The following is a 17136-nucleotide window of genomic DNA, read 5'->3' as shown; positions in this document are numbered from 1 at the left end:
TGTTGTTATAAGTTAACTTATTTATTGTTACGTTCTGCACTAATTTGAAGATATGCGTTCACAAAGCGGAACATTTTTTGTGCTTGTGGGTCTTTTAGTAATTTTAATAGACCGAATAGGCCGATAACTTCGTTGCTTTCGTCAGCACGATCTTTCGCTTCGATTGCAGTTGCAGCCATGCTTTTCACTGTATCTTTTACAGGCTCTACAAGCTCTGTGATTGCACCAACAGTGTCGCTTTTTAATACTTCATCAGTAGCAACAGTTTGAGCGAAGTCATAAGACTTAGTTAAAATGTTAACAAGCTCAGTTAATTTTGGAAGCTGTTCTACTAGTGTTGTTAATGATTCTTGTACCTCAGGTTTTAACAACTGATCAAGTACATCAAGTTGTCCTTGGCTAGCAGAAATTTGTACAGTTTCTTGTTCTGGCTTTGTTTGAGTCATAGTTTCTGGCATCTCCAATTCTCCTTTACGATAGCAATACTCTTATTTTTTATAAGTAAGATAGTAACCGTTTACGAAACTTTATACAAAGTTTCACAAAACACAATAAAATGCCTTTAAATTTATGACAGCAACTAAGCTGCAAACATAAATCTAAAACCATAACGTCTTACTTATTATTTATGAACTGTCCGATATATGGCTTGTCCGCATAATGGAAAAGCTCCGTTACCGGAAAGTGTATATAATATATATCCTATATTATATACTATATACACCTATGTTAACATAAAAATGATTCCTAATTATTTGATATTGAGTGTATAACGTAGTGCTGACAAGGTATGAAAGCGTATAAAATATTTTGTTTCAGTTAGAAATGTACATATATATATAGAAAAAAAGGAAAAACGAACAAATTCATGTTCGTTTTTCCTTTTTCCTATTATTCACCTTCCGCAATTAGCATCGATGTGTTACCTTCTTTTTCAAGATGGCATTCGCCCCAAGAACAAAGAGAATCAAGAATCGATTCTAAAGACCAACCGTAATCAGTAAGAGAATATTCTACTTTTGGTGGGACTTGATTGTATACTTTTCTTTGAATAACGCCGTCGTCTTCTAATTCACGTAATTGCTGCGTTAACATTTTTTGTGTAATACCAGGCATTGAGCGTTTTAGTTCACTCGTTCTCTTTGTACCTTTCGTTAAGTGACAAAGAATAACAACTTTCCATTTGCCGCCGATAACTTCTAAAGTCGCCTCTACAGGAATATTGTATTTCTTCATATGAAACCCTCCTTTTGTGAGCGAAGTAAGTTAAATAATATAAATGTTACTTTTTAGTACCTATAGCACTTTAAAGTACGTACTTTTTATTATGTTAAATATGTTTCATAATAGCACATGTAAGAGGCAAATGAGTAGTACGGTACTGAAAAGTGACTATGTTACTTTTTGGTGCCTATCGTACTTTAAAGTGCGTTCTTCAAAAAAAGGATGAAACCATTCATAATAGCATTTGTAAGTATGAAATATATGTTTTAGAAGATAGAAGGGCCCTTTTATCATACTATTATGATTGGATTTCTTGTAATAAGGAGGAATTCAATTGAGTTCATATACAGTACCATCTTCGGAAGTTCAGACGAATCGAAGAAGTATGTTTGCTTTATTAGCACTAGCAATTAGTGCGTTTGGGATTGGTACGACCGAGTTTATTAGTGTCGGTTTACTACCATCTATTTCGAAAGATTTAAATGTCTCGGTTACAACAGCTGGTTTAACGGTTTCCTTATATGCGTTAGGAGCGGCAGTAGGAGCTCCTGTTTTAACAGCGTTAACGGCTCGTATGTCGCGAAAGACATTATTAATGTGGATTATGGTTGTTTTCATTATTGGTAATGGCATTGCGGCGGTAGCAACAAGCTTCACTGTATTAATTATCGCAAGGATTGTAGCTGCATTTGCACACGGTGTGTTTATGTCGATAGGATCTACAATTGCGGCTGCAATCGTACCAGAGAATAAACGTGCTAGCGCAATTGCGATTATGTTTACTGGATTAACAGTCGCGACTATTACTGGTGTGCCAATTGGAACATTTATCGGTCAAGAGTTTGGCTGGAGAGTGTCATTTATGGCGATCGTTGTAATTGGAATTATTGCTTTCATCGCAAATAGTATACTCGTCCCATCTAATTTAAAAAATGGTGTACCTGTATCGTTTCGTGATCAATTTAAACTAATTAAAAATGGAAGACTGTTACTTGTTTTCATTATTACTGCACTTGGATACGGCGGTACATTCGTAACATTTACGTATTTATCACCGTTATTACAAGAAGTAACAGGATTTGAAGCAAGTACCGTTACCATCATTTTATTAGTGTATGGAATCGCCATTGCGATAGGGAATATGGTCGGCGGAAAATTATCGAATCATAATCCAATTCGAGCGCTATTCTACATGTTCCTTATTCAAGCGATTATATTATTTGTTTTAACATTTACAGCGCCGTTTAAAGTAGCTGGATTAATCACAATTATTTTCATGGGACTATTCGCGTTTATGAATGTTCCGGGGCTACAAGTATATGTAGTTATATTGGCAGAGCGCTTTGTTCCAAGTGCGGTTGATGTTGCTTCAGCAATTAATATTGCCGCATTTAACGGAGGAATCGCTTTAGGTTCTTATATAGGTGGCCTTGTAACGAATTCGTTAGGGTTAATCCATACTGCTTGGGTAGGCGGCCTTATGGTAGTAGGTGCTGTTATTTTAACAGCATGGAGTATGACATTAGAAAAAAGAGATCAAGTAAAATAAAGTGAAACTTTAATCAGTGGGGGTGTTCTTCCACCAATGATTATTAGTTGAACCAATCGGGCGTTTACGGGCAGTTTATCTCCCACCTAACGTCTTTGCTTCAGCCGAATTTTGAAGTGGGAATTTTACTGCCCGTTAATGCGGGATAAAAGGAGAGAAAATAAAATGAAAAACTTACAAAGTAAAACAGTATTAAATAATGGTGTAGAAATGCCTTGGTTCGGTTTAGGTGTATTTAAAGTAGAAGAAGGACCAGAACTTGTAGAAGCAATTAAATCAGCGATTAAAGCAGGATACCGTAGCATCGATACAGCTGCAATTTACGGAAATGAAAAAGCTGTAGGTGAAGGAATCCGTGCAGGTATTGAAGCGACTGGTATTTCAAGAGAAGAATTATTTATCACTTCAAAAGTATGGAACGCAGATCAAGGATATGACGAAACAATTGCTGCATATGAAGAGAGCTTAAAAAAATTAGAACTAGATTATTTAGATTTATACCTTGTTCACTGGCCTGTAGAAGGAAAATATAAAGATACATGGAAAGCGCTAGAAACACTTTATAAAGAAGAGCGTGTACGTGCAATTGGCGTAAGTAACTTCCAAATTCATCACTTACAAGATGTAATGAAAGATGCAGAAATTAAGCCAATGATTAACCAAGTAGAATATCACCCTCGTTTAACACAAAAAGAATTACAAGCTTTCTGTAAAGAACAAGGTATTCAAATGGAAGCATGGTCACCACTTATGCAAGGTCAATTATTAGATAACGAAACATTACAAGAAATTGCTGATAAACACGGTAAAACAACAGCGCAAGTTATCTTACGTTGGGACTTACAAAATGGAGTTATTACAATTCCAAAATCAACGAAAGAACACCGTATTATTGCAAATGCTGATGTATTTAACTTTGAATTAACAAAAGAAGATATGGAAAAAATCGATGCATTAAACCAAAATCACCGCGTTGGTCCAGATCCTGATAACTTCGATTTCTAAGATTAAAGTAGAGAAAAAGAGTGCAAATTATTTGCACTCTTTTTGTTGTGTTTATGTATAAAAAAAATTCTAACTAAATACTACTTATTAGTAAATTTGTTATTTCATAAGGGGTTGTAAAACATGAATATAAAGCAATCGTTCAAACTTTTAGCTGTTTTTTTAAGTGTTTTATTTGTATTATTCCCACTTCAAAAAGCATTTGCAGAAGTTATGGACCATACAAAGTATGAAATGGATTGGAGTTATAGTAAGTCAAAGAAAAGACCAATCCGAACAGAGCTTATTAAAACGGCAGATGGAAAAATTGCATTTTGCTTAAATGTAGATTTGAAATCTCCAAGTGGTCAAGATTTACCGGAAATGGGAAAAGTGGATATTAACGTGTACCGTGTACTATTAAATGGATATCCACAAAAGAGTCCGCAAGAATTAGGCGTTTCCGATTGGAGAGAAGCACATTACGCAACACAGCTTGCAGTATGGAATGCATTAAAACAAATCGATATTAACGATTTAGATTTCCGTAATAAAAACGTAGAGAAAGTAACGAAAGACATAGTTGCAAAGGCAAATGCGAGTGAAGAGTTACAAGAAATTACGATGAGTGTAACTCCTACAGAAGAACAAGAAGCAGTATTGAAAAATGATTTCTTTGAAACAGGTTTATATACAGTAGAAACGAATGCAAAAAGCGGAACGTATAAAGTGCAAGCAACAGGTGCACCAGCTGGTGTGAAATTTGTAAATGAAAAAGGCGAAGCAAAAAATGAATTTAATGTAGGAGAAAAGTTCCGCATTTTAATTCCAAAACAAACACCAGCAGGTGGATTTAGCTTTAAAGTATCAGGAAATTTAACGAAATTACAAGGGATTGCGCATAAAGGAACACCGACGATTCAAAATGCGGTTGTATTATTAGAACGTAGTGAAGAGAAAACAAGTCCGGAATTAGCGGTGAGTTGGAAAAAGTCTGAAGGACCACAGAAACCGAATAAACCGTATACTCCAAACGAACCACATAAACCAAATCAAATTAAAAGATAGTATAAAAAGCATTGGCATTTGCCGATGCTTTTTATATACATGGATTAGAAGGAATGGAAAATACGAAAGCATTGACAGAACAATTTAATGGTATGTTATTTGAGTATGGTATACATGACGTATTCTTTAAAATTACGAAACAAGGTTTCGAAAGAACAGAAGGTATACAAGAGGTAAAAGCTTAAAAAATAAAAAAGCTCGTAAAACATAATGTTTTACGAGCTTTTTCGTATTATTCAGCTTCAGAAACTACTGTGAAGCGTTCGTTCACATGTTTTGGATTTTCGATTTCATCAAGTGCTGCTACTGCGAAGTCTTCGTAACTTACATAGCTATCGCCTTTTGAGTTAACAAGAAGATTGTCTTTACCAGCTGTGTAAGAGCCAGTGCGTTTTCCTAATGCGAATAGTGCAGAAGGGCTGATGAATGTCCAAGTGATGTCATTTGTTTGTTGTAAGATTTCTAAGTTTTTACCTTGGTTTTGAGCTGTTGCAAGGTATTCGCCCGGGAAACCTGGTGTATCAAATACACGTGTTGTTTTCTCTTCGTCTACAAATAAGCTTCCAGCTCCACCAACTACAAGTAATTTTGTATGTGGTGCACCTTTCACAGCTTCAATCAGTACATTTCCTGCATCTACGTGAAGATGCTCTTGTCCTGCTGGAGCACCGAAAGCATTTACAACTACATCGAATGCTTGTAGATCGTTAGATGTAAGAGCGAATACATCTTTCTCTAAAACTTTTACATTTTTTTCTGTAATTTTCGCAGCATTTCTTACAATTGCAGTAACTTCATGTCCACGATCTAATGCTTCTTTTAAAATACGGCTTCCAGCTTTACCAGTTGCTCCGATGATTCCGATTTTCATAATAAACCCCTCCAAAGTGTTTTGTTAAAGTGTATATCTGAAATGAATGAATGTAATGTAATTAGGTTAGTTACAACCTGATGTAACTATTATAGTTACAGTTATATATTTTTGTCAATGGTGTTGTTTATGAAATTATTTTTTGTTTTAGTATGCACAGCTACTGAAAGTGGAGTCATAAAAGAAGGATGTATTTACGTAGAGAAACCTAATATTTGGAAGTTATAAGATGTCGAAAAATGTTGATTTTTGAATATTTTTTGAATATAATTCGATTTATGGAGAAAAGGAGGGGTTAATTGTATGAATATTTTAGATCAATTCGTTTCATCAACGAATACGATTCTTTGGTCATATGTTCTTATTGCAATGCTAATTGGTTTAGGGCTTTATTTTTCTATTAAATTAAAATTCGTACAAATTACTCATTTAGGAGAAATGGTTCGATTAATGAGTGATGGACTAACTGGTAAGACACGTAAAAAGGGTAGCGTATCTTCTTTCCAAGCGTTCTGTATGAGTTCAGCAGCTCGTATCGGTATCGGAAACTTAGCTGGTGTAGCGCTAGCTATTTCTATGGGAGGACCAGGAGCTGTATTTTGGATGTGGGTTATTGCAATTATCGGGGCGTCTTCAAGTTTCGTGGAAAGTACACTTGCGCAAATTTATAAAATAAAAGATGGCAGTGGCTTCCGTGGTGGTCCTGCTTATTATATGGAAAAAGGTTTAAATAAACGTTGGATGGGAATTTGGTTCTCTATTCTAATCACAATTAGTTACGGTTTAATTTTCAACTCAGTACAAGCGAATACAGTTACGTTAGCATTTGAAAATGCATTCGGTTTAGAGCGTTATATTGTTGGGATTGTATTAGCGGCATTAGTTGCAGTTATTATTTTTGGTGGTGTGAAAAGTATTGCGCGTATGTCAGAAATGATTGTTCCGCCAATGGCACTTATTTATATTGCAGTAGCTATTTTCGTTGTTATTAAAAACTTCTATTTAATACCAGATGTATTTACAGAAATCTTTAAAGGTGCATTCGGTTTAGATTCAGCTGTAGGTGGCGGTATCGGTGCTGCAATGAAATTTGGTATTCAGCGCGGGTTATTTGCGAATGAAGCAGGTATGGGTAGTGCGCCGAACGCGGCAGCAACAGCTGATGTAACGCATCCAGCGAAACAAGGTTTTATTCAAACAATCGGGGTTTTAGTAGATACATTTTTAGTATGTACATCAACAGCGTTTATCGTATTATGTTCTGGTGCATATAAAGCAACAAATTTAGAAGGTATTGAATTAACACAAAACGCATTAAGTTCACAAATCGGCCCATGGGCAAGTAGCTTCTTAGCGATTATTATTTTCTTATTTGCATTTAGTTCACTTCTAGGAAACTACTATTATGGTGAAACGAATATTGAATTCATTAAACAAAGTAAAGCTTGGTTAACAATTTACCGTATTGCGGTAGTTGCAATGGTATTATTCGGTTCTGTTGCGACGCTTAAAGTCGTATGGAATATGGCGGATTTATTTATGGGTCTAATGGTAATTACAAACTTAATTGCGATTACACTTCTTGGACGATTTGCGTATGCTGCGTTGGCAGACTATGTAAAGCAAAAGAAACAAGGAAAAGATCCAGTCTTCAGTGCAGATTCTATTCCTGGTTTAACGAATACAGAGTGTTGGGATAAGCCAGCGGTAACGGATAAAGAAAAAGCAGTGTAATGAAAAGGCGAGCATCGAGAGGAATTTGATGCTCGCCTTTTTTGTTGTAGTAAATGATGAGAAGGGTGAAAGGTAATTATTAATATAATTTTTGTTTGTTCATTTCTCTCGTTATTTGTAGGCAACGTACTGTCTTAAAAGTATGATTGGTCGAATAGGATGAGTGATTGAGTAGTGGATAAATGCACGTATTGGTTATAGTTTTAAGTGAAAAACATATGTATGTTAAGAAATCTAACTTAATCATGTCATAAAACCTAACATAAAGTTCTTGATTACTAAAAGTTTTTAGAATATAATTTTCTTATTGTTAGGAAGAGGGGGCAATTCGATTATGGATTTTTTAGCTAAAGTAATTGGGGATGTAAATAATGTCCTTTGGTCATATATCATTATCGCGATGTTAATTGGATTAGGACTCTATTTTTCATTTCGTGTGAAATTCGTCCAAATTCGCTACTTTGGAGAAATGATTCGCCTACTTGGGGACGGGGCGAGTTCAAAGACAAGAAAAGCGCAAAAAGAAAAAAGCGGTGTATCATCATTCCAAGCATTTTGTATGAGTACAGCTTCTCGTGTAGGTACTGGTAACTTAGCTGGTGTAGCTATTGCAATCTCAGCAGGTGGTCCAGGTGCTGTATTTTGGATGTGGTTAATTGCGGTAATTGGGGGTGCTTCTGCGTTTGTAGAGAGCACATTAGCGCAAATTTATAAAGTAAAAGATGGGAACGCATTCCGTGGGGGCCCAGCGTATTATATGGAAAAGGGTTTAAAGAAACGCTGGTTAGGTGTTGTTTTCTCTGTTCTAATAACAGTGAGTTTCGGATTGATTTTTAATGCAGTACAGTCAAACACAGTAGCGGCAGCTTTTGATGGCGCATTTAAAATGGATAGTAGACTTGTAGGTCTGTTTATGGCTGGTTTACTTGCAATCATTATTTTCGGTGGGGTTAAGCGAATTGCGCGTGCGGTTGAAATGATTGTTCCGGTAATGGCAATTATATATGTAGCAGTTGCATTATTCGTTGTTGTAACAAACATTACGGCAATTCCGTATGTATTTAAAGAAATCTTCTTACATGCATTCGGAATTAAAGAAGTAGTTGGTGGGGGATTAGGAGCTGCGATTTTACTAGGAGTAAAACGTGGATTATTCTCAAATGAAGCTGGTATGGGTAGTGCACCGAACGCAGCAGCGACTGCGAACGTAACGCACCCAGTTAAACAAGGTTTCATTCAAACTTTAGGGGTATTTACAGATACATTATTAATTTGTAGTTGTACAGCGTTCATCATTTTATTATCTGATGTACCTGGTGCAGCTGATTTAAATGGAATTCAATTGACGCAACAAGCGTTAAGCCAACATATCGGACCGTGGGCATCTGTATTTGTAGCGGTTGCAATCTTCTTATTTGCATTCAGCTCATTAGTAGGTAACTACTACTATGGTGAAACAAATATTGAGTTCTTAAATGGAAGTAAAGTGTTATTAACGGCATACCGCATTGCTGTACTTGGTATGGTTATGTTAGGATCTGTAGCAACAATTCAAATCGTTTGGGACTTAGCAGATTTATTTATGGGGATTATGGCTGTTATTAACTTAGTGGCAATTGTATTCCTTTCTAAGTACGCTTTCGCAGCGTTATCAGATTACGTAAAGCAAAAGAAACAAGGAAAAGATCCAGTCTTTTATGCGGAGTCTATTCCAGGGTTGAACAATACAGAGTGTTGGGATAAGCCGGAAGTAGCAGATAAAGAAAAAGCTGTATAATAAAGTGAAACTTTAATCAGTGGGAGTTTTACTGCCCGGCAAATAGCGGGATAAAAGATAGAACGAGCATCAGTGAAATTTGATGCTCGTTTTTTGTGTAGTTATAAAACAGGAGAAAGGGGCAAAAGACGAACATTAATGAGGTTTTTATAATAAAATGTAATTTTTTTTAGAAAAGTGCGGATATGAGTTGGGATTTATGATAGAATGGAAAATGCCTTTGAGACAAGAGGTTTTATGATTTTTCATATCCAGTTAAGTGTTTTGGTGGAGAAATGGAAAGTTCGGATTATTTCTTGTTTTGAATGGTCAGACGTTCAACGTTAATGAAGAGTTAAATGGAGGATTTTATTAATGAAGTTTGTTATGTTTCTTGTAGGATTACTCGTTGTATTCGTACTCGGTTTTCTTATAAGTGCCGATCGAAAGAAGATTAAGTATAAACCAATCGCACTCATGCTTGTAATTCAGTTAGCATTATCGTATTTCTTATTAAATACGCAAGTGGGTTATATTTTAGTAAAAGGAATTTCAGATGGATTTGGCGCACTTCTTGGGTATGCGGAAGCTGGAATCGTTTTCGTATTTGGTGGCCTTGTTAATAAAGGAGAAGTTTCATTCTTCTTAACTGCATTATTACCAATCGTATTCTTCGCAGTATTAATCGGAATTTTACAACACTTTAAGATTTTACCGATATTTATTCGTGCTATTGGTACTTTGTTAAGTAAAGTAAATGGTTTAGGGAAATTAGAATCATATAATGCAGTAGCAGCTGCAATTGTTGGACAAGCGGAAGTATTTATTACAGTAAAAGATCAATTAAGTAAAATCCCAAAACATCGTTTATATACATTATGTGCATCTTCAATGTCGACAGTATCAATGTCAATCGTTGGTTCTTATATGAAAATGATCGAGCCAAAATATGTAGTAACAGCACTTGTATTAAATTTATTTAGTGGTTTCATTATTATTCATATTATTAACCCGTACGATATTACGGAAGAAGAAGATACACTGAAGTTAGAAAATAAGAAAAAGCAATCATTCTTTGAAATGTTAAGCGAATATATTATGCTTGGTTTCACGATTGCAATTACGGTAGCAGCAATGTTACTTGGTTTCGTAGCATTAATTACAGCAATCAATAGCTTGTTTGATTCAGTGTTCGGTATTACATTCCAAGCTATTTTAGGATATATTTTCTCACCATTAGCATTCGTAATGGGTATCCCGCAAGCAGAGATGGTAACAGCGGGACAAATTATGGCAACAAAATTAGTATCAAACGAGTTTGTTGCGATGCTTGATCTTGGCAAAGTAGCTGGTGATTTATCAGCTCGTACAGTAGGTATTCTTTCTGTATTCCTTGTATCATTTGCGAACTTCTCATCAATTGGAATTATCGCAGGTGCAACGAAAGGTATCGATGAAAACCAATCAAATGTTGTATCATCATTCGGTTTACGTCTTGTGTATGGTGCGACATTAGTAAGTATATTATCAGCGATTATCGTTGGTGTTATGCTATAAAGTGAAACTTTAATCAGCGGGGGGCTTCATCCCCCAGTGATTATTAGTTGAACCAATCGGGCATTTACGGGCAGTTGATCCCTCACCTAACTTCTTTGCTTTCGCTGCATTTTGAGGTGGGATCTTACTGCCAGTTAATGCGGGATAAAAAAGGATGGTTCTAGCTCATAGCTAGGGCCGTTTTTTATGGTTAAATTACATAAAAAAACCAATTAATTAGGAATATATTAACATATGAAAATCTTTTAAAATTTATATTGCATTTCTTCTAGATAACGCTTACAATTTGATTTGTAGGTGGTATCAATTTCAGACTTTTAATACGGTAGGAGAGAAGAGGCTACCTTTTATAAATTGCAATTTATGTAAACGCTTACTGATTTTAGATAACAGTTGAATAGTATTTAGGGGTTTTAAATTTTTTTAACGTCAATGGTCAGACGTCATTCGTTATACGTTATACGACCAATAACTCGTGGGAGAAGTGGAGGATTCACATATGAAAATAGTAATGTTTCTAGTTGGTTTACTTGTAGTGTTTGTACTAGGTTTCCTTATAAGTTCAGATCGTAAGAAAATTAAATATAAGCCAATTGCACTTATGCTTGTCATTCAATTGGTACTTGCGTATTTCTTATTAAATACAAAGGTCGGATTTGTATTAGTAAAAGGGATTGCAGATGGATTTGGCGCTATTTTAAAATTTGCGGAAGCTGGGGTTAATTTCGTATTTGGTGGTTTAGCGAACGATGGACAAGCACCATTCTTCTTAACAGTATTATTACCGATTATTTTCTTAGCGGTATTAATTGGGATCTTGCAACATATTAAAGTTTTACCGATTATCATTCGTGCAGTCGGTTTCGTACTAAGTAAAATTAACGGTTTAGGAAAACTAGAATCATATAATGCAGTAGCAGCTGCAATTGTTGGTCAAGGTGAAGTATTTATTACAGTAAAAGATCAATTAAGCAAATTACCGAAAAATCGTTTATACACACTTTGTGCATCTTCAATGTCAACAGTATCAATGTCAATCGTCGGTTCTTATATGAAAATGATTGATCCAAAATATGTAGTAACAGCACTTGTATTAAACTTATTTAGTGGATTCATTATCGTTCATATTATCAATCCATATGAAGTGAAAGAAGAAGACGATATTTTAGAATTACAAGAAGATAAGAAACAAACATTCTTTGAAATGTTAGGCGAATATATTATGCTTGGTTTCTCTATCGCTGTAACAGTAGCGGCGATGTTAATCGGTTTCGTAGCATTAATTACAGCAATTAACGGTGTATTCGATTCAATTTTCGGAATCACATTCCAAAGCATTTTAGGATATATCTTCTCACCATTAGCATTCGTAATGGGTATTCCAACATCAGAGATGCTAGCAGCGGGACAAATTATGGCAACAAAATTAGTAACGAACGAATTCGTTGCAATGCTTGACCTTGGAAAAGTAGCTGGTGATTTATCAACTCGTACAGTAGGTATTTTATCTATCTTCCTTGTATCATTTGCGAACTTCTCATCTATCGGAATTATCGCAGGTGCAACAAAGAGTATCGATGGCAAACAAGCAAATGTTGTATCATCATTCGGACTAAAACTTGTATACGGTGCAACGTTAGTAAGTATATTATCAGCGATTATTGTTGGGGTTATGCTTTAATAAATTAAGAAAAGCAATGAGCGTAGGCTCATTGCTTTTTTTGTTTAACTTGCTTTATCCAAGTCTTTTTTAAATCGTGGTCTCTCTAAATAAGTTCCCATTCTCCACGCATATTCTATAGGGCCCATTCGGTATTTCTGTAGCCAATAGGTGCTAACGAATAATTGAATTGTATAAATTCCAATGGTCAAAAGAATACCGAAGAAATATCCGATTTTACCGAATAAGCCAAAGCCGTATGCGTAAAAAATTGTTGTTGTGATAATGGATTGAGCTAAGTAATTACTAACCGACATTTTCCCCATATTCGCCATATATGTTAGTAAGCGCGATGCTTTTTTGTAATGGAATAATAAAATAATGGTGCTTCCGTAAAAGAATGTCATGGTTACTGATGTAAGGCCATCGTGTAACATAATTAAAATTGGATGCTTTACGAACACGGCTAAGATTTTAATTGTAAAAGAGAAAATACCAGTGATAAGCCAAATCTTTTTGATAGAAGGTATGTGTTTATCAATCTCAAATAGCCAGCCCTTTTTTCCTACATACATTCCGAGTAAGAAAAGTGGGGACATAAAAATTATTGCGAAAATTGATATGAAAACTAGTCCGAAGAAACCGTTAATCCCAATATAATCGAAAGGACTTTCAGTTAACCTAAAGTTGACATGATCCATATAGCTTCCAGTTTCATGAACTTTATGCTCTTTTTCAATATAAGGAGCAAAATCATTAATATTTGTATTTGGATCAGTTTGATAAGACATAAGTGTAATGAGTGCGAGTAGAATAGTTGCCCAAATCAATAATGTTTTTGGTTTTCTATTTATAAACATCATTAAGAAAATCCCGATAAGTCCGTATGCAAATAAAATATCTCCGGACCAAATAAAGGTACCGTGAATGAAACCTAGTAGTAAAAGAATGCTAATACGTCTTATATATGTGGGGAAAAACTTTTTTCCTTTTGCGATAATACTTTTTTGTAACAAAATAATGCTAAGCCCAAATAAAAAAGAGAATAGGGAAATGAAATTTTGTGTGCCGAAAAATTGAATAAACCAATTAGCACTTTCATCGAGTTTTCCGAAAATATAAGTGGGTTTTTCATTAGCGAATAACCCGAATTGAATTAATGTTATATTAACAAATAAAATGCCAAATAAAGCGAAACCACGAATTGCATCAACAGCTTCTACACGTTGATTCATTTTTTCTCTCCTCACATATTGTTTTATCCCGCATTAACGAGCAGTAAGACTCCCACCTCAAAATTTGGCGGGGGCAAAGAGGTTAGGTGGGAGATCAACTGCCTGTAAAGACCCGATTAGTTCAACTAATAATCCGTGGTGGATGAACGAACCCCCCACGGATCAAAGTTTCACTTTATATTGAAAATAATACCATTTATTAACTAGTTCTATGTCAAATGCTAGGAAATTTAAGGTGATTTTAAGATAGAAAGCAAATAAAAAAATCACCTTAATACATGCATTAAGGTGATTAAAATACTACTCAGTTGGAGGCGTAAATGTACGTTTCTCTAATTCAGCATCTAGCATAAATAGTGCGTTTGAATCGCTTGTAATACGTTTTAATTTTTGAATGATGCTATCGAATGAAGCTTCTTCTTCTACTTGCTCATCAACGAACCATTTTAAGAATGTAATTGTTGCATGCTCACGCTCATCCCAAGCAATATCAGATAAGTGATAAATACGTTTCGTTACTTCACGCTCGTGCTCAAGTGCGACTTCAAAAGCGTTCAATACAGATTCGTATTCGTTATTTGGATTATCGAATCCAGTAATAATAGCGCGCTCACCGCGGTCGTTAATATAGTTGTAAAGCTTCATTGCGTGGAAACGCTCTTCTTCAGCTTGTACAAGGAAAAAGTTAGCGAATCCATCATAGCTCTCAGCTGTACAGTAAGCAGCCATTGCCATATAGGCGTGGGCAGAGTAAAATTCAAAGTTCATTTGTTCATTTAATGCGTTATGCAATTTTTTAGATAACATAAAATCCCCCTTAGTATTGTGACAAGAATATTATACCATAATTGATAATATTCTCATTTGAGTGCTTCGAACCTTTTCGAAAGCTTTGTGACGTGTGCGTCCATAATGTCTTGTAAATCCAAATCATATTTTTGCGAAAGAATAATAAGGTTAGATAGTACATCACCAAGTTCTTCTTTTAGTTCTTGTTTTAGCTCTTCTTCTGTTTTCGCATCTTCATCAGGACGATCGCGGCCGATTTCAATAGCGCGAACAACTCGTGAAACTTCTCCAACTTCTTCAGTTAAGAAATTTAAGCGAATAAAGGCATTATACTGTGACCAGCTTCGTTTTTCGTAAAATTCCTCAACCCATCTTTGAAATGCAACGATATCCATTTCTTCCTCATCTCCTCAATATGTTGTACAATGTCAATTGTATCATAACAATATATAGTTTCGGGGTGTAGGAATGAGAAAGATTTGTGTGTTTGCAGGTTCCAATTTAGGGGAGAGACCAGAGTTTAAAGAGCAGGCAATCCAGTTAGGAAAAATGTTTGTTGAGAACGACTATGAGCTCGTATACGGTGGTTCATGCGTTGGATTAATGGGAGAAGTAGCAAACGAAGTTCTTCGTTTAGGCGGACGTGTAACAGGTGTTATGCCGCGTGGTCTATTTCGAGGAGAAATCGTACATACAGGATTAACAGAATTAATTGAGGTAGAAACGATGCATGAGCGCAAGGCGAAAATGGCAGAGCTTGCGGATGCTTTCATTGCATTACCAGGCGGATATGGAACGTTTGAAGAGCTCTTTGAAGTAGTATGTTGGTCACAAATTGGTATACATAATAAGCCGGTTGGTTTATTGAACATAAAAGACTTTTACGGACCAATTTTGCAAATGGTTGAACGGGCAGCAGAAGAAGGCTTTATGAATCCATCGAATAAAGAGTTAATTGTTTCCGCTGAGACGGCAGATAAACTAATTCATGAAATCCAAAATTACGAGCGTCCTGTCTTGGGGACGAAGTGGAAGCAATTATCATAGTACGTTTTTATAGCGATTTATAGAAACACATGTCTTTTTTATCGTAAAAAGACATGTGTTTCTAATTTAGTTAAATATATTAATGTTAGAATATATAGTTTTTCGGAAAGGAGGAATAGATGGAGGAGTTTGTGTATTTACGTCCTGTTTTTAAAAGTATTTTAGCAGCGTCTATTCTTGTTATGCTAATTGTTTTAAGACAGAAGAAAGAGCTGATTAATGAGTTTTCGCTTTGGTTTATTTCGATATTGTGTGTTGGTGTTTCAGCGATAACATTGTTTATGTCTGGATTTATCATTGATGAATATAGTCTAGGTGGAGATGGACAATCGTTTTCTATGTTTATTGCGATTGGTTGTATCAGTGGTTTGAATTTTGTTATTTATTATAGACGGAAATAAAAGAAGGCATTCCATATTACTTTGGAATGCCTTTATCATTTTGATTACTTTGTTTTTTATACAGGTACCAGCCACCCCAGCCGCCACCAATTGCTACGACAACGAGGAAAGCATAGTCTTTCACCTCGACACGTATATTGAAAATATTAGCTATAAGTAAGACGATTCCAACTGTTATTAACGCAAAAAATGCTCTAATTAAGTAGTCTTTCAACTGAACCACTCCCGCCATTTAAGTAGTAAATGATGAATTTGGAAAAGCTTTTTGGATCTATTTTACTAAAAGGTGTTTCCTATATTTTAACATAGATGAGATTGTAATATATTGATAAAAGTAGGGCGAGGGGTGTGTTAATATTGTCGTGATTTGTCGATAAATTGATATCCTTTGTCGAATCGTTGATATATTGCTTGTAATGATCGATATAATGAAAAAATCGTTGATATATTGCGAGTTATGATCGATATATTTGAAAAATCGTTGATATAATTTCGTGTACCGTTAAATGCAACCATTACATAAAAAAAGCGACTCTGAACGAGTCGCTTCCGCTTTTACATAATATCCAGCTCCGGTAGCTAGAATGTTCGGTGGCTTCGCTTTTTCCTGCGAGGCAAAGAGCGCCTCTACGTTAAAAGCTCCATCCCCCTCACATTCTGAGCAAGCTACCTCCGCTTTAAAATCTATTATTGATTCAAGAACGCACGTAGCATCCAAGCGTGTTTTTCTAGTTCTGTGTAGATGCCTAGTAGTAGGTCAGATGTCATTTCATCGTCAGAGTCTTGAGCGATTTCCATGCCTTTTTTCAGTTCGACTAGCATCATTTCGTAGTCTTTCATGATTGCCTCGACCATCCCTTCTGCAGTTTCTCCGTAAGCTGCTTCTTGAATAGAAGATAGTTCTAAGTATTCTTTCATTGTTGCTACTGGTTTGCCGCCAATTGCTAAAATGCGTTCTGCAATTTCATCGATGTGAGTAGCTGATTCTGTGTAAAGTTCTTCGAATTTCTCGTGTAATGTGAAGAATTGAGGTCCTTTTACGTACCAATGGAAGTTGTGTAATTTTGTAAATAAAACGCTCCAGTCTGCTACTTGTTTGTTTAATACTTCGATTACTTGTTTGTTCATTATGATCAATCTCCTTTTGAGTTGTTATGTTATATCAATTACTAATTTATAATTATTATAATCTAGTAATTTGTATAAATCAACCCTTTTGCTGGAATTAATTTGAACAAATTATGAACTGTTGTAAATAAAA

Annotated in this window: 18 protein-coding genes; 10 read left to right on the top strand and 8 right to left on the bottom strand. The window is 35.4% G+C overall.

From position 1 onward, the window contains the following. Positions 1-17 precede the first annotated feature (17 nt). Together BTOYO_RS11580 and BTOYO_RS11575 are read right to left on the bottom strand one after the other, a co-directional pair. Complete coding sequence (locus BTOYO_RS11580; RefSeq protein WP_001115309.1) at positions 18-458, bottom strand: DUF1641 domain-containing protein; 441 nt, start codon at positions 456-458, stop codon at positions 18-20. A gap of 433 nt (positions 459-891) precedes the next feature. Beyond that, complete coding sequence (locus BTOYO_RS11575; RefSeq protein WP_000760481.1) at positions 892-1236, bottom strand: winged helix-turn-helix transcriptional regulator; 345 nt, start codon at positions 1234-1236, stop codon at positions 892-894. A gap of 373 nt (positions 1237-1609) precedes the next feature. Here BTOYO_RS11575 and BTOYO_RS11570 point away from each other — a divergent pair, with 373 nt between their 5' ends. The 4 genes from BTOYO_RS11570 (at position 1610) to BTOYO_RS11555 (ending at position 5010) form a co-directional block, all read left to right on the top strand. Further along, positions 1610-2773, top strand: coding sequence for an MFS transporter (locus BTOYO_RS11570; protein WP_002039974.1), 1164 nt, complete (start codon positions 1610-1612; stop codon positions 2771-2773). A 165-nt stretch (positions 2774-2938) separates the two neighbouring features. Beyond that, positions 2939-3778 (top strand): aldo/keto reductase, encoded by an 840-nt coding sequence (locus tag BTOYO_RS11565; protein WP_000793554.1) that lies wholly within the window; start codon positions 2939-2941, stop codon positions 3776-3778. Between the two features lie 123 nt (positions 3779-3901). After that, positions 3902-4825 carry a thioester domain-containing protein gene (locus tag BTOYO_RS11560; protein ID WP_001022548.1) on the top strand — a complete coding sequence of 308 codons (924 nt, stop codon included), beginning with the start codon at positions 3902-3904 and terminating at the stop codon, positions 4823-4825. 53 nt (positions 4826-4878) lie between these two features. Then, positions 4879-5010 carry a hypothetical protein gene (locus tag BTOYO_RS11555; RefSeq protein WP_002093070.1) on the top strand — a complete coding sequence of 44 codons (132 nt, stop codon included), beginning with the start codon at positions 4879-4881 and terminating at the stop codon, positions 5008-5010. A 47-nt stretch (positions 5011-5057) separates the two neighbouring features. On the opposite strand, the gene BTOYO_RS11550 is transcribed toward BTOYO_RS11555, so the two are convergent. After that, the gene (locus tag BTOYO_RS11550) at positions 5058-5696 is read right to left on the bottom strand and encodes an NAD(P)-dependent oxidoreductase (protein WP_000689915.1); all 639 of its coding nucleotides are present in this window, start codon (positions 5694-5696) and stop codon (positions 5058-5060) included. A 303-nt stretch (positions 5697-5999) separates the two neighbouring features. Here BTOYO_RS11550 and BTOYO_RS11545 point away from each other — a divergent pair, with 303 nt between their 5' ends. The 4 genes from BTOYO_RS11545 (at position 6000) to BTOYO_RS11530 (ending at position 12424) form a co-directional block, all read left to right on the top strand. Further along, the gene (locus tag BTOYO_RS11545) at positions 6000-7430 is read left to right on the top strand and encodes an alanine/glycine:cation symporter family protein (protein WP_001022880.1); all 1431 of its coding nucleotides are present in this window, start codon (positions 6000-6002) and stop codon (positions 7428-7430) included. A gap of 334 nt (positions 7431-7764) precedes the next feature. Then, positions 7765-9207: an alanine/glycine:cation symporter family protein gene (locus tag BTOYO_RS11540; RefSeq protein WP_000346394.1), complete on the top strand. Its 1443-nt coding sequence runs from the start codon at positions 7765-7767 to the stop codon at positions 9205-9207. Between the two features lie 354 nt (positions 9208-9561). Beyond that, positions 9562-10743, top strand: coding sequence for a NupC/NupG family nucleoside CNT transporter (locus BTOYO_RS11535; RefSeq protein WP_000673857.1), 1182 nt, complete (start codon positions 9562-9564; stop codon positions 10741-10743). A 499-nt stretch (positions 10744-11242) separates the two neighbouring features. Next, a complete protein-coding gene (locus BTOYO_RS11530; protein WP_000706852.1) occupies positions 11243-12424 on the top strand; it encodes a NupC/NupG family nucleoside CNT transporter in 1182 nt (393 codons plus the stop codon). A 44-nt stretch (positions 12425-12468) separates the two neighbouring features. On the opposite strand, the gene BTOYO_RS11525 is transcribed toward BTOYO_RS11530, so the two are convergent. The 3 genes from BTOYO_RS11525 to BTOYO_RS11515 all read right to left on the bottom strand — a co-directional run bounded on the left by BTOYO_RS11525 (position 12469) and on the right by BTOYO_RS11515 (position 14822). Further along, complete coding sequence (locus BTOYO_RS11525) at positions 12469-13638, bottom strand: DUF418 domain-containing protein (RefSeq protein ID WP_001076340.1); 1170 nt, start codon at positions 13636-13638, stop codon at positions 12469-12471. A gap of 300 nt (positions 13639-13938) precedes the next feature. Then, complete coding sequence (locus BTOYO_RS11520; RefSeq protein WP_000949410.1) at positions 13939-14445, bottom strand: ferritin; 507 nt, start codon at positions 14443-14445, stop codon at positions 13939-13941. Between the two features lie 53 nt (positions 14446-14498). Next, positions 14499-14822, bottom strand: a complete 324-nt coding sequence (locus BTOYO_RS11515; RefSeq protein ID WP_000355745.1) for a MazG nucleotide pyrophosphohydrolase domain-containing protein — start codon at positions 14820-14822, stop codon at positions 14499-14501. Positions 14823-14895: 73 nt separating this feature from the next. Here BTOYO_RS11515 and BTOYO_RS11510 point away from each other — a divergent pair, with 73 nt between their 5' ends. Next, the gene (locus tag BTOYO_RS11510) at positions 14896-15474 is read left to right on the top strand and encodes an LOG family protein (RefSeq protein WP_001225748.1); all 579 of its coding nucleotides are present in this window, start codon (positions 14896-14898) and stop codon (positions 15472-15474) included. Between the two features lie 119 nt (positions 15475-15593). Beyond that, complete coding sequence (locus BTOYO_RS11505; protein ID WP_000390904.1) at positions 15594-15875, top strand: hypothetical protein; 282 nt, start codon at positions 15594-15596, stop codon at positions 15873-15875. A gap of 16 nt (positions 15876-15891) precedes the next feature. Here the strand turns inward: BTOYO_RS11505 and BTOYO_RS11500 are convergent, their stop codons facing one another. Continuing rightward, positions 15892-16089 (bottom strand): hypothetical protein, encoded by a 198-nt coding sequence (locus BTOYO_RS11500; RefSeq protein WP_000656329.1) that lies wholly within the window; start codon positions 16087-16089, stop codon positions 15892-15894. 473 nt (positions 16090-16562) lie between these two features. Further along, entirely contained in the window at positions 16563-17003 is a 441-nt protein-coding gene (locus BTOYO_RS11495) for a Dps family protein (RefSeq protein ID WP_001041895.1), read from the bottom strand. Positions 17004-17136 lie beyond the last annotated feature (133 nt).

The organism is Bacillus toyonensis BCT-7112, assembly GCF_000496285.1.
Classification (GTDB): Bacteria; Bacillota; Bacilli; order Bacillales; family Bacillaceae_G; genus Bacillus_A; species Bacillus_A toyonensis.
The sequence above is the reverse complement of the archived record's forward strand: the minus strand, read 5'-3'. Positions and strand labels throughout refer to the sequence as shown.